The 13,522-nt window shown below is 61.4% G+C and carries 12 protein-coding genes; 11 read left to right on the top strand and 1 reads right to left on the bottom strand.

Annotation, left to right across the window (positions count from 1 at the left end; translation table 11 throughout):
• Positions 1–82: 82 nt before the first annotated feature.
• Complete coding sequence (locus HSW_RS16940) at positions 83–739, bottom strand: 4'-phosphopantetheinyl transferase family protein (protein ID WP_071883135.1); 657 nt, start codon at positions 737–739, stop codon at positions 83–85.
• Positions 740–874: 135 nt separating this feature from the next.
• Here HSW_RS16940 and HSW_RS16935 point away from each other — a divergent pair, with 135 nt between their 5' ends.
• The 11 genes from HSW_RS16935 to HSW_RS16885 all read left to right on the top strand — a co-directional run bounded on the left by HSW_RS16935 (position 875) and on the right by HSW_RS16885 (position 13,501).
• Positions 875–1,801 (top strand): WD40 repeat domain-containing protein, encoded by a 927-nt coding sequence (locus HSW_RS16935; protein WP_044002935.1) that lies wholly within the window; start codon positions 875–877, stop codon positions 1,799–1,801.
• A gap of 112 nt (positions 1,802–1,913) precedes the next feature.
• Positions 1,914–2,951 (top strand): DivIVA domain-containing protein, encoded by a 1,038-nt coding sequence (locus tag HSW_RS16930; RefSeq protein ID WP_044002933.1) that lies wholly within the window; start codon positions 1,914–1,916, stop codon positions 2,949–2,951.
• A gap of 161 nt (positions 2,952–3,112) precedes the next feature.
• A complete protein-coding gene (gene folB / locus HSW_RS16925; RefSeq protein ID WP_044002931.1) occupies positions 3,113–3,469 on the top strand; it encodes a dihydroneopterin aldolase in 357 nt (118 codons plus the stop codon).
• Positions 3,470–3,751: 282 nt separating this feature from the next.
• Positions 3,752–4,171 (top strand): BlaI/MecI/CopY family transcriptional regulator, encoded by a 420-nt coding sequence (locus HSW_RS16920; protein WP_044002930.1) that lies wholly within the window; start codon positions 3,752–3,754, stop codon positions 4,169–4,171.
• Positions 4,168–6,795, top strand: a complete 2,628-nt coding sequence (locus HSW_RS23005) for a M56 family metallopeptidase (RefSeq protein WP_052346551.1) — start codon at positions 4,168–4,170, stop codon at positions 6,793–6,795. Before HSW_RS16920 ends, HSW_RS23005 begins: the two co-directional genes overlap by 4 nt.
• Before the next feature lie 181 nt (positions 6,796–6,976).
• Positions 6,977–9,646, top strand: coding sequence for a DUF5916 domain-containing protein (locus HSW_RS16910; protein ID WP_197031896.1), 2,670 nt, complete (start codon positions 6,977–6,979; stop codon positions 9,644–9,646).
• Positions 9,647–9,820: 174 nt separating this feature from the next.
• Positions 9,821–10,804, top strand: a complete 984-nt coding sequence (locus HSW_RS16905) for an alpha/beta hydrolase-fold protein (RefSeq protein ID WP_044002928.1) — start codon at positions 9,821–9,823, stop codon at positions 10,802–10,804.
• A complete protein-coding gene (locus HSW_RS16900; protein ID WP_155833018.1) occupies positions 10,783–11,289 on the top strand; it encodes a hypothetical protein in 507 nt (168 codons plus the stop codon). The genes HSW_RS16905 and HSW_RS16900 overlap by 22 nt, the downstream gene beginning before the upstream one ends.
• 173 nt (positions 11,290–11,462) lie before the next feature.
• Complete coding sequence (locus HSW_RS16895) at positions 11,463–12,191, top strand: dioxygenase family protein (RefSeq protein WP_044002925.1); 729 nt, start codon at positions 11,463–11,465, stop codon at positions 12,189–12,191.
• Positions 12,192–12,296: 105 nt separating this feature from the next.
• Positions 12,297–12,806, top strand: a complete 510-nt coding sequence (locus tag HSW_RS16890; RefSeq protein WP_044002924.1) for a hypothetical protein — start codon at positions 12,297–12,299, stop codon at positions 12,804–12,806.
• Positions 12,803–13,501: a pirin family protein gene (locus HSW_RS16885; protein ID WP_044002922.1), complete on the top strand. Its 699-nt coding sequence runs from the start codon at positions 12,803–12,805 to the stop codon at positions 13,499–13,501. The genes HSW_RS16890 and HSW_RS16885 overlap by 4 nt, the downstream gene beginning before the upstream one ends.
• Positions 13,502–13,522 lie beyond the last annotated feature (21 nt).

Below are 13,522 nucleotides of genomic sequence, written 5' to 3'. Positions count from 1 at the left end.
TGAAGCGGTGAGTTAGTGAGGTGGTGATTTAGTGAGTTTACTGTTCAATCCGCGCAGGCAGAACGCCAAACGCACCATTTCACTAACTCATCATCTCACCGATGGTGTAAGTTAGAACGTAACCCGGACTTGGGTGCAGGTAATGAATCTGGTGTTGGCTGCGGGAGTTTTCGAGGAGCAGGTGTCCCGTCAAAACACCTGCCTCCCGCAGCACAAACGGACTGAGCAGTAACTGCTCTTTAAACACCAGGCCCCGGCGGCTGTGCAACTTGTAAAGCGTTTCCTTGGCACTCCAATAGAAACAATACTTCACAGCATCGTCGCCGGCGTCGGCCAGCTCGGTTTCCGATAGAACCCGGCGGGCCAACTGTTTGGCTTTGGGACGGATCAGTTCAATATCTGTGCCAACGGGCTCAGTGGTAGAAAGTAAAGCTGCTACCCACTCACCGGAATGGGACAACGACACGCCGTAGGCTGGTAACTCCAGGAAAAACGGGCGGCCGTTAGCGTCGTTGTGCAGTGTGGCGGGCGTATCGTTCAGCTCCCGCAGCAATTGGTGGGCCAGTACCCGACCCGCCAGCCATTGTCGCGCCCGCAGCTCGTCGCGGCCATCAGGGAAACGGCTCAGGTAATGCGCCTGGGCCGGCAGCAGGCGCCATAGCTCTTCGGCTGGCTCGGTAAGCTGCCACAGGCCCAGCACAGCAGTTTGCGAAACGGGGGAGAGGGAATGGAGGGGCAAGCGGTGAAAGGTGAAAGGTGAAAGATGAAAGGTACGAGGGAAACCAGCGGCTAAATAGCCTGACGGTGGGCTTAGTAGCAGCGGGGCGGTATCTTCGCCCTCCATTTTACAAGTTCACCCTTCACCGTTTCACCCTTGACCTCCCGCCCTCAGGTTTATAAGCTTGCTTCTCTCACTGGTCACCGCGACTGTGTGTACGCTTTGGCCGGCACGGCCGGGCAGGAAACCGTGTACTCGGCGGGGGCCGATGGGCTGGTGGTGGCCTGGCAGGCCGATGCGCCGGAGCAGGACGGCGAGTTGATTGCGAAGGTGGAAAACTCGGTGTACGCGCTGCTGCACCTGCCGGCGCGTAACCTGCTGGTACTGGGCCATAATTTCCAGGGTGTGCAGGTGATTGACCTCCGCAGTAAAACCCTGCTCCACGCCACAGCCCTGCCGCCAGTAGCCATTTTCGACCTGGCTTACTCCGAGCAGCGGCAGCGCTTATATGTGGCCTTGGCCGATGGCACGCTGGCTGTACTGCGCGCCTCTGATTTTCGGCTGGAGACTCTGGTGCGCATTTCGGATAAGAGCCTCCGCTGCCTGGCCCTGCACGAGGAGCGGGGGGAACTGGCCGTAGGTAGCTCCGACCACTTGGTGCGGGTGCTGGCTGCCGATTCGCTCGACCTCAAACACACGCTCACGGGCGCTACCAACTCGGTGTTCACCTGCGCCTACTCGCCCGATGGCCGCCACCTGCTCACGGCCGGCCGCGACGCCCACCTGCGCATCTGGGACGTAAAAGCCGGCTACCAGGTGCAACAGAGCATCGTGGCCCACATGTTTACCATCAACCATCTGGCTTTCTCGCCCGATGCCCGCTTGCTGGCTACCTGCAGCATGGATAAAAGCATCAAGCTCTGGGATACCCAGACTTGGCAGCTGCTGCGCGTGGTAGACCGAGCCCGCCACGCCGGCCACGGTACTTCCGTGAACAAGGTAATTTGGCCGGGCAGCGGGAATCGGCTAGTTTCGTGTAGCGACGACCGTAGCCTGGCCGTTTGGCAACTCAGTAGCGAATAGGTGGCAGTAAGCAGCAGGAAGTAAAATAGGCAGCCGACTGGTTCAGCCACTGCGCATAGGCATTCCCATCCTTATCAGCCACGTACCCGCTACTACATTCTCAGTACTCCCTATGAAAATTACCGCCCTCGATATCCGGCAGAAAACCTTTGAAAAAGCCTTCCGGGGACTGGATAAGGATGAAGTTCAGGCCTTTTTGCAGACTCTTTCCCAGCAATGGGAGCGGATGGGCGACGAAAACCGGGAACTGCGCCTCAAGCTCGACCACGCCAACCAGGACGTGAGCAAGATGCGCGAGGTGGAAACCAGCCTCTACCGCACCCTCAAAACGGCCGAGGATACTGGCAATAGCATCACGGAGCAGGCCCAGCGCGACGCCCAGCTGCGCATCCGGGAAGCCCAGCTGCAGGCCGAGCAGCTGCTCAACGATGCCCGCCAGAAAGCCCGCGCCGTGGTGGACGACGCCTACCAGCAGGCCGAGCGCACCGTAGCCGAAATGCAGAAGGAGGTAAGCGGCCTAGGACAGGAGTGCCAGCGTCTGGAAAGCCTGCTCGACGGGCTTACCCGCGACCTGCACCACTTGGCCTCCGATGCGCTGGATAAGGTGGAAAAAGCGCGTGCCCGGCCAAAAGCCGGCACGGCGGCCATCCTTTCTCGGGCAGCAAGCGTAAAAGTGAACCGCCCGCGCTCTGCGGATGATTCACCTAAATCCGACGCTGCCATGCACGTACATACTGCCTCTACCTCTTCGGCCGCTGCCATAGGTGGCACAACGGCTCCGGCTTACCACGGCGGTTCTTCCGTGGTGCTTGAACCCCAGGCCCGCCCGGCCACTACCACCGGCTACAACCCCAAGCCCGGCCAGCAGCCCGACCCCGGTGCCCCGGCCCAGCAGCCCGGCCCCGAGATTGAGCGCCCTGGTGCCCCGGCTGAAAACCCCGGCATCTCGCCCGCCCCGCACATCGACCCGCCCGCCCCATCGCAGGTGCCCGACCCGACCCCGCCCCGCGTAGAGCCCCCGGCCCCGGACATCCAGCCCATCGTCCCCAACCATCCCGAAATCAACCAGCCGGTTCCGCCCATGCACCCCGGCCAGCCGGGCATGGCCGCCGCGGCTCTCGGGGAGAAATCCTTCTTCGATGAAATCTAAGCGGAGCGCGTAGTTTCGCGGTTCCAGAAAGCCTGCCTCCCGGGGCAGGCTTTTTTTGTTTGCTCTCAACCACCAGAGCGTTGATTTCAGGAGAACGTCATTCCTCGCAAGCTTGGAATGACGTTCTTTTAGCTCACCACTCACCACTCACTACTCACCACATGGGCCAGATTGCACTCGAAGGCATGGAGTTTTTTGCCTTCCACGGATACTACGACGAGGAACAGAAGATCGGCAATAAGTACGGCGTGGATCTGTACATCGACACCGACCTGCACGCGGCTGGGACTTCCGACCAGCTGCGCGAAACCGTGAACTACGAGGTACTGTACCGGGTGGTGCGCGAGGAGATGCAGGCTCCTGCCCGCTTGCTCGAACACCTGGGCCACCGCGTACTCGACCGGGTGCTGGAGGAATTCCCCTACGTAGCCGGCGTGCGGGTAAGCGTTTCGAAGTTCAACCCGCCGCTGGGCGGCATTTGCCACCGCGCCCGCATCACGCTGGAGCGGCGGCGGTAACGGCCGCTCCGCGCCAACGCCGCGGCCCAGGCCCCTGACTGCAGATGTCCTGCGGTCAGGGGCTTTTTGTTATCTTGTGGCCTTGAAATCAGGTAGATAAAATATTGTACGAAATAAATCGTAGATATATCTTGGACGTACGACATGTTTCGTATATGTTTGATGTACGAACCAGTTCGTAGTTCGGATGGTCGTTGCGTTCCGGGCCCGGAGCGGCGGCGGCCGGCTTGTCTGCCCCACTGGGTTCGAAATCATTCCGGGTACTTTATAGCCGCTTTTCTGATGAGTAAACAACCCCTTCCCAAGCCCACCGAGGCGGAGCTGGAGATTCTGCAGGTGCTCTGGCAGCACGGCCCCAGCACCGTCCGCTTCGTGAACGACGAGCTGAACCGCCGCCGTGAAGTGGGCTACACCACCGCCCTGAAGCTGCTGCAGCTCATGCTCGACAAAGGGCTAGTGCTGCGCGACGACGACAGCAAGACTCACGTGTACCGCGCCGCCGTGCGGGAGGAGGAAACCCAGGGCCTGCTGCTCGACCGGTTTGTGGACGCGGCCTTCGGAGGATCGGCCATGAAGCTGGTGATGCAGGCCCTTGGTAACCGCCGCACCTCCCGCGAGGAGCTGGCCCAGATCCGCCGCCTGCTCAACGACATTGAGATTCAGAACGACACCACCTCACCCTCAACCGACGACGCCCGATGAACTGGCTTGAACAACTGCTGCCCTCCGCCCTGGTGCGGGCCCTGGGCTGGACTCTGGTGCATTCCCTGTGGCAGGGCGCGGTAGTAGCGCTGGCTTTGGCCGGCCTGCTGCTGCTGCTGCGCCAGCACAGCGCAGAGGTGCGCTACCGCACGGCGGCCGTGGGCCTGCTGCTGCTCCTGACGCTGTCGGTCATTACGTTTGGGCGCTACTACACGGCTGCGCCTTCCGCTTCTACGGCCGCTACGGCTGGGTTCCGTTCGGAAAACAGCGCCGTTGGGGCTGCCGCTGGCAGTACCCTGGCCGCCACCGAGCCGGTGCAGGTTACGCCCGCCACAGAGGCGGCCCTGGCTCCGGCCGCGCCTACTGGCATGGCTGCCTGGGTGGTGTATTTCGATGAGAACATTCCGGTGCTGGTGGCTGCCTGGTTGCTGGGGTTGCTGGCCATGACGCTCCGCCTGCTGGGGGGGCTGGCCTATGTGCAGCGCCTGCGTCGCTACCGGGTGCAGCCCCTGGCCGAGGAGTGGCAGGCCCGCCTGTTGGCCCTGGCCGATAAAGCCGGCCTGAAACAGCCCATTCAGCTGCTGGAGTCGGCCCTGGTGCGGACGCCGGTGGTGGTGGGGCATCTGCGGCCGGTGGTGCTGCTGCCGCTGGGTACCGTCACGGGCCTGAGCCTGACGTATCTGGAGGCTATTCTGGCCCACGAGTTGGCCCACGTACAGCGCCGCGACTACCTGATGAACCTGCTGCAGTCGGTGGCCGAAACCGTGTTCTTCTACCATCCGGCCGTGTGGTTTATCACGGCCTGCCTGCGCACCGAGCGCGAAAACTGCTGCGACGACGTGGCTACGGCTCTGGTGGGTGGCAACCCCCTCACGGTGGCCCGCGCTTTGGCCGCCCTCACGGAGCTAACCGCCCAACCTGAAACTGCCAACGGCCGCCTGGCATTGTCGGCCCTGGGGCCCGATGGCTCGGTACTGGGCCGCATCCGGCGGCTGGTGCAGGGCCGTACGGCCCCTACTTTTACGGAGGGCTTCATGGCAGCCTGCGTAGTACTGGGCGGCCTGGTGCTGCTGACTTCGGCCGTGGCCATTGCCGACCCCAGCCCAACGGCCGGCCGGGGTGCCCTCTCGCGGCTACCTTTCCTAAGTGAAGAAACGGACACTACCCGCAAGCCCGCTGAAGCCCCGGTTGAAGCACCCGCCGCACCTGCCAACATAGCTGAGGTAACCGAAACGCCCGAAGCATTGGAGCCCGCGTCGGCAAGTGCTGCCGCTGGCGGCGACGAGGAAGAAAAGCGCCGCAAGCGAACCCGCCAGCAGATTGTGGTAGTGCCCCAGCCCGGTCGGAACCGGCCCGGAACTATTGTCCTGGAGAAGGACAAAAAGGGCCGCGTAACCAACTTCACCGTGGATGGCCAGCGGGTGGAAGCCGCCACCACCGGCAAGAAAAAAAGTAAGAGCGGTGATCCGCAGGTGGAAGTAGTGCAGCTGCCCGGCCGTCGGGGGCCGTGGAACGGTTCCGATAACTTCAGCTTCAATTTCGACCAGACCTTCGACAAGGCCTTCGATAAGAATTTCAACCAGAACTTCCGCTTCCAAGGCCCGGGCCTGAGCAAAGCCGAGGCCGCCCGCATCCGGGCTGAGGCCCAGCGCGCCGCCGCCGAAGCCCGCCGCCAATTCAGCGACAACCCGCAGTGGCGCGCCGAAATGGGTCGGAACACCTTTTCGGCCGACAAATCCCTATCCATTCGGTTGCAGGCCCTGCAAAGTGCCGAACGCTCTTTGCGCAACACCCTGCAGGATGAGAAGCTGACCGAGGAGCAGCGCGAGGAAATTCAGGACCGCCTCAGCGACATTCGGGACCAGCAGCAGGACGCCCGCGAAGAAGCCCAGGACCGCCAGGATGAAGCCGAGGCCCGCCGCGACGAGGCAGAGGCACAGCGGGAACAGCAGGAAATTAAAGTAGACGTGGACGTGGACATGGACATGCGCCGCCACGAGGAAGAAATGCGCCGCCATGACATGAGTATGCGCCGCCACGAAGAGGACATGCGCCGTGCGGAGCGCCACCGTGTGGCCGATGAAGCCCTGCTGCGGGAACTGCGCAAAGATGGTCTTGTCAAGAGCACCGGTAACGTGCAGCTTACGCTTACGCCCACGGCGCTTACCGTCAACGGCAAAAAGCAGTCGGCCGCCGTGCACGCCAAATACCTGAAAATGGTGGAGCAGCGGGATGGGCGCAAGCTCACCAAAGGCTCCTTCGTGATGAACCGCCAGACAAACGGTACCACTACCATCACCGACGCGAATATGCCCACGCCGCCCGCGCCGCCGGCTGCTCCAGTAGCGCCCCGGTTGCCCCGCGCCCCGCGCGTACCACTGCCGCCCGCTCCGCCGGCCGCGCCACGCGTCGATTCGGACGAGGTGCGCGCCGAACTGCGCCGCGACGGCCTGCTGGGAGCCAACGAGAAAGCCTTCCAGCTGCAGCTCACCAAAGACGGCCTGACCGTGAATGGCAAAAAGCAGTCGGCCGCGCTGACCGAGAAATACCGCAAACTGCTGGATGCACCCGATACTAACGGGCGCAATACCAACCAAACCATCCAGATTTCTGTGAGTGAGTAAGGTCCTGCGGGGCCTCAACCGGCCGCCGCTGCAACGGCGGCCGGTTATCTTATGAAGTATTTGTGAAGTGAGGCAACGGTTGCCCGGAGGCCTGCATCTATTGCAGCGTTCCGCCCCGCTGGCGGCAATTATCCCGCCCGTTGTCCCGACGCCGCCTGGTCTTTACTGCTCTGGTTGTCGGGTGTTTCACCTCTCTACCACCTACCGCTTGTTCTACCTCTCCTCTCGTCTTTGCGCCGTGAAGTATATCCGTGTGTTCCTACTGCTGGTGAGCGTGTTGCTGACCACCGTAGCCGGGCAGGCTCAGTCTCAACCCGCCTCCGAGGCGGCGGTTACGGCCGCTGCCGCCGTACCGGCCCCCAAGCGCCAGCTCCAGGCCCTGCGTATTACCGATGCCATTAAGCTGGATGGCGACCTGAACGAAGCCATCTGGCAGCAGGCCCCCATTGCCACCGAATTTATTCAGAACCGGCCCAACCCCGGACCCCGCGAAAAGCACCCCACCGAAGTCCGCATTCTGTACGACGACGCCAACCTCTACATTGGAGCCGTGATGCACGATGTGTCGCAGGACTCGATTATGCGGGAGCTGTCGGAGCGCGACAACATGGGTAACACCGATTTTTTCGGCATTTTTCTCGATACCTACCACGATAAAATCAACGGCTACGGCTTCTTCATCACCACCGGTGGCGTGCAGGCCGATGCCCGCTACTCGCCGGCCGGGGGCGAGGATTTCAACTGGAACGCCGTGTGGGACTCGCGCACGGCGCTGCGCGGCACCGATTGGGTGGCCGAAGTGCGAATTCCGTACTCGGCCATCCGTTTCAGCAAAGCGGCCGAGCAGCTGTGGGGCGTGAACTTCATGCGCCAGCGCAAGCGCGACAACCAGGGCTTTTTCTGGAACGAGGTGAAGCCCGCCGTGGATGGTTTCGTGAACCAGTGGGGCGAGCTGCAGGGCCTGAAGAACATTCAGCCGCCACTGCGCCTCTCGCTCACGCCCTACGTATCGGGCTACGTGAATCACTTCCCGTATAACGAGCAGGGCACCCGCAACTCCAGCACCAGCTTCAACGGCGGGGCCGATGTGAAGTGGGGCATCAACGAGAGCTTCACGCTGGATGCTACGCTGGTGCCCGATTTCGGGCAGGTGCAGAGCGACAACCAGGTGCTCAACCTCTCGCCCTTCGAGGTGCAGTTTCAGGAAAACCGCCAGTTCTTTACTGAGGGCACCGAGCTGTTCAACAAGGGCAACCTGTTCTACTCGCGGCGGGTGGGGGCCACGCCCATCGGCTTTGGTAACGTGAGCGACCAGCTGCGGGCCGGCGAAATGGGCCCCGACGGCCAGCGGCGGCCGGGCGAGGCCGTGGTCAGCAACCCTGGCGTGACGCGCCTGCTCAACGCCACCAAGGTATCGGGGCGCACCAGCAAGGGGCTGGGCGTGGGCATATTCAACGCCCTCAGCAACGACGTATACGCCACCGTGCGCGACTCGTTGGACGGCCGGCAGCGGGACGTGCTGACGCAGCCGTTCAGCAACTACAGCATTATGGTGCTGGACCAGAGCCTCAAAAACAACAGCTACGTCTCGCTCATCAACACCAACGTGACGCGCTGGGGCAGTACGTACGATGCCAACGTGACGGGCGGCCTGTTCCGCTTCGCCAACAAGAAGAACTCCTATGCCATTGATGGCCGCGTGGTGTACTCGCGCCGCCGGGGCAACGCGTTTGGCTCGGAGGAGCGCATCGACGACCAGAATGGCTACAAGTACCGGGTGGGGCTGAGCAAAATCAGCGGCAACTTTACCTGGAGCCTGAGCCAGGGTATCGAGTCCAATACATACAACCCCAACGATTTGGGTATTCTGTTCGGCAACAACAACATCAACCAGAGCGTCAACTTCAGCTACAACAAGTACAAGCCTTTCTGGAAAGTCAATAACCTGTATTCGTTCTGGGGTCTCGATCATACGCTACTGTACAAACCCACGCGCTACCAGGGCGTGAACGTGTACGGGGGCTTCAACACCACCTTTACCAAGAGCTTCCTGACCACGGGCATGAACGTCGATGCCAACCCCGTAACGCACGACTACTTCGAGCCCCGGCAGTACCCGTTGGGCGACTACTACGTGCGGGTGCCGGTGAATGCCAACGTGGGCGGCTTTCTTTCCACCGATTACCGCAAAAAGCTGGCCTGGGACCTGAACGCCGGGGTGCGCTGGTACGCCCAGGACGACCGGCTGCCCCGCGCCCGCCGCATGGGCTACGGCTGGGGCGTTTCGCCGCGCTACCGCGTGAGCAACCAGCTCAATTTCCGCTATAGCCTCGACTGGAACCTGCGCGAAAACCAGATTGGCTACGTAAACGGCGGCCTCGATACCAGCCTGCCCGATGATGCCCGGTTCCGCGACAACCACCCCGATGACGTGCTGCTGGGCCGCCGCCGGGTGCTGACGGTGACCAATACCGTGTCGGGGGCGTACACGTTCAACAACCGCATGTCGCTTACGATCCGCACGCGTCACTACACCAGCACCGTGAATTACCGCGACTTTGCCCGCCTGGGCAAGGGCGGCGAGGAGCAGCTGGTGGACTACCGCCGTAACCGCGACAACACGTTCAATGCCTTCAACGTGGATGCGGTGTACTCCTGGTGGTTTGCGCCCGGCTCGCAGGTGAGCATCGTCTGGAAAAACGCCAGCTCCTCCTTTCTGGAAGCCAACGAGGCCACGCCGCTGTATTTCGACAACCTGAGCACCACCATCAACACGCCCCACAACAACAACGTGAGCATCAAAATTCTGTACTACCTGGATTACCTGATGCTGAAGCGTCGGCGGGCGTAGCAGCGGCTGCCAACTGGCCGGAGCTTTGAGCCTAGCCGGCGAACGGGAGTCTGGCTGTCTTCCCTTATTCTTTCGATAAACACCTCTGGCAACGACACTCGCTGCTGCCCGGGCGCGGCGCGTCCAGGCAGCAGCGAGTGTCGTCTATATCAGGGACTAACCAGGTATAGCGCAATGAAGAAATACGTCACTGTTCTGCTGCTGTGGATGTTGTCGTTGCTTTCAGCGCAAGCCCAGCAGTTCCGGGTTTCCTACACGGCCGCCGCCTACGCGGGTCCGTTCACCGGTAACGTGCTGCTGTATTTGTCGCAGAAGAATGCACAGCCCAAAAACCAGCCCGGCTGGCCGTGCTACCGGCTGGCCGTGCGCAACGTGCAGCCCGGCGAAATCATCGTCTTTTCCGATTCGGCGCTGTCGTTTCCCACGTTACTCTCGCGCATCGGGCGCGGCGACTACTACGTGCAGGCCGTGTGGGATTTGAACCTCGGAGGGCGGATAATCGGGCAGAGCACCGGCAACCCGTATAGTGTGGCGCGCAGGGTGTCACTCCAGGCTCCCGACGAAACGTTTACGCTGGTATGCAGCCAAGTGGTACCCGCGCCGGTGTTCGTCGCCACCACGTTCTGCAAGGAAATAAAGGCCCCCTCAGCGCTGCTCAGCCGGTTTCACCGCAAGCCCACGTCGTTGGATGCCGCCGTTATTTTGCCCGCCGATTACTACCGGCACCCGCAACGCCGCTACCCAGTGCTGTTTACGGTGGGCGGCTTCGGCGGCGACTATCACCACTACTCGCGTTCCGAAAGCACCGACACGCTGCCAGCCACGCCTATTGATACCATTGCCTGCATTCGGGTGTATCTGGATGGAGCCAGCTCGTTGGGGCACACCGTGTACGCCAACAGCGCCAACAACGGCCCCGTCGGCGACGCTTTTACTACGGAGTTTCTGCCGCTACTCGACCAGCAGTACCGTACCAACGGCGGGCGTGTGCTGCGTGGGCACAGCAGCGGCGGCTACACGGTGGTGTACCTGATGACGCACTACCCGAAGCTGTTTGCCGGTGCCAACGCCAGTTCCCCCGATCCGGTGGACTTTCACGCTTCGAGAAAACCAATTTGTACCGGGATGCCCGGTGGGTGGATTTTCCGGACTCGCTGACCTATGGGGAACTGTTACCGGTAGCAGCAGCCTACGACCGGCCTGCCATCATGCACCGGCTGGAAGACATCATCTATCGGGGCGAGCAGGAAGTATCGTTCAATGCCGTATTCAGCCCGCGCGAGAAGGATGGTCAGCCCCGGCCGTTGTTTAACTCCGCCACCGGCAAACTGGACCGAAAAGTGGTCCGCTGCTGGCAGCAATACGATCTGACGCGGTATGTCAGCCACCACTGGGGCCACCTCAGGCCGGATCTGGACGGGAAGCTGCGCATTGCTACCGGTAACGAGGATACCTATTTTCTCAACTTTTCCGTGATGCTGATGGAGCAGCAAATGAAGAAGCTGGGAGCCAGTATGCCCTTCGCCTACTATCCTGGTGACCATTTCAGCGTGATGACGCCGGCGTATAAACAGGCCGAAACCCAATGGCTGAAAACTACTTATCTGCGTTGGCTCAACCAGCAGCCGGCAAGCCTCCTGTAGCACGAAGTTCCGGCAGAAGCCGCCGGCGGATTACCTGAGTCTTGTGCTATGGTCTGGGTATTTATCGAACTTGTCGATAACTAACGGCTGCTGGTAGATTGAAATTGGCGCCTGCGTCAGGATGGAGGAAATTCGGAATAGAAATCAGCCAACGCTCTAATCCGGATTGCCTTATGGAACGCAAGAATTTTCTGAAAAGCCTGTTTGTGGGTGCTCTTTCGGCCCCGGTGGTGCTGGCCGCCTGCAGCACGGACGACGCCGACGCCGTAACCCCCGACACTACCGGCACCACCGGCACCACCGGCGGTACTACCTCCGGCAACTGCTCAGTAGCCCCCACCGAAACCGAGGGCCCGTTCCCCACCAAAGTGCCGTCCTCGTACGTGCGCTCCGACATCACCGATGGCCGCACGGGCCACAAGCTAACGGCCAGAATCACCATTCTCAACAGCAACAACAGCTGCGCCGCGCTGGCCGGCGCGTTGGTAGATATCTGGCACTGCGACGCGGCAGGTAACTACTCAGAGTATGGTGGCACGGGCATGCAAAGCACCAACTACCAGGCCGTTCATTTTCTGCGGGGCCGCCAGACCACCGATGCCAACGGGCTGGTGACGTTCACATCCATCTTTCCCGGCTGGTACTCGGGCCGCGCCACCCACATTCACGTCCACGTCTATTCGGCCAACGGCACCTCGCTCAAAGTCACCCAGATTGCCTTTCCCGAAGGCACCGGCTCAGCGGTAGCCGCCGTGAATGGCTACACCAAAGGCCTGAGCGGCTATACCATCAACGCCAGCGACAATGTGTTCAGCGACGGGGTTTCCCTGGAGTTGGCTACCGTTACGGGCAGCACTTCAGCCGGCTTCGAGCTGAGCATCAACCTGGCCGTACCCGCCTAAAAATGGGGCCAGCTGCCTTTTTGTAACCACTGCCGCGTCAGAGCTTCGGGTTCTGGCGCGGTAGTGGTTACGGCGTATCCAGCAAGAGAAAGAAGCCCATCTGTCATGACTGAGCGCATCATTACGCTATGCTACCGGAAAATTATTGATGCCACCTCCACCCGGCCCTGGGATAAGCTGGTGTTTGAGGACACGTACGCCGAATTACGTCTGCAGGCCCAGCTATACAATCCGGAGCGGCGCTTTCGTACGTATGCAGAGTTGCTGCACCATGCGTCCGGGGCCGGCCAGCTGCCGTTTCTGGTGAGCGGAGTGGCCCGGGGATATCTGCCGCAGCTGCAGGGCTTGGTGCCGGACGTGGTGGATAATCTGGGTCGACACTTTCTGAAGTTTAGTCGGTTTCAGTTTGAAATCATCAACTCCGACCTGCTGGACAAAAGCCGGCACCAAGTGGCCATCAACTTCTACTCTGACCCGCTGACCTGGCACACCACCATCGAAAACCTGTTGCTGGTTTCTGAGGCGGCAGCGGAAGGAGAGGAGGTGCTGACGCATCTGGTGCAGTTGCAGCCTTTTCTGAGTGTGTATTCCCTCCACAAGCCTTCTGCGCTATGATTAAGCAAACGCCCGGCCGCCTCTACCTTGCGGAGCAGCACGGCACGCTTACCACGGCTCAATCGAGCCGGAGCAGCGTGTTTTCCTTCGGCGCGTTTGCCGATGTGCAGCGCCCGGCGGAAGGGCGGCTGCTGGCGTTTAACGAAGAAACGCTGAGTGGCGGCCAGCAGCTGACATTGCCCAACTCCCTGGCCGCGTACTGCGTGGTAGTGCCGCTTACCGGCGGAATTGGCTGCGGCGACGCGCTTAGTCAGGAGGTGGTGCAGGTGGAGGAAGTATGGGTGGCGCGGGTGCCGGCCGGTCGGGCAGTGGTGCTCACCAACCCGTATCCGGACGCGGCCGTGAGCTTTCTGCACATTTGGCTGGCAGACGCTGCCGCTCCTGTCGCCGCCCGCGCCGAGTTGTTTCAGTACACGTTTCAGCAGTTGGAAAGCGGCTTACTGGAAGTAACAGGCGGTAGCGTGCAGCTGCCGTTTGCCCTCAGCCTCGGCCGGTTCACAGGCCGCCAAGAGGCCATCTACCAGCCGCGCCGGCCTGATTCGCTTTTCTTTGCTTACGTACTGGCCGGAGCCTTTGAAATTGAAGGCCGCCTGCTGCACGCCAAAGATGGCCTAGCCCTCTGGCAAGTAGCCGAAACCGAACTGGAAGCACTCAGCAATAATGCGCTGGTGGTGGTGCTGGAAGTAGCACCGTAGCGCGAAACCGGTCCTGTTGCG

Origin of the sequence: Hymenobacter swuensis DY53, from assembly GCF_000576555.1 — a bacterium.
GTDB classification, from domain to species: Bacteria; Bacteroidota; Bacteroidia; order Cytophagales; family Hymenobacteraceae; genus Hymenobacter; species Hymenobacter swuensis.
Note: the sequence above shows the minus strand (reverse complement) of the source record. Positions and strands in the feature narration are given on the sequence as shown.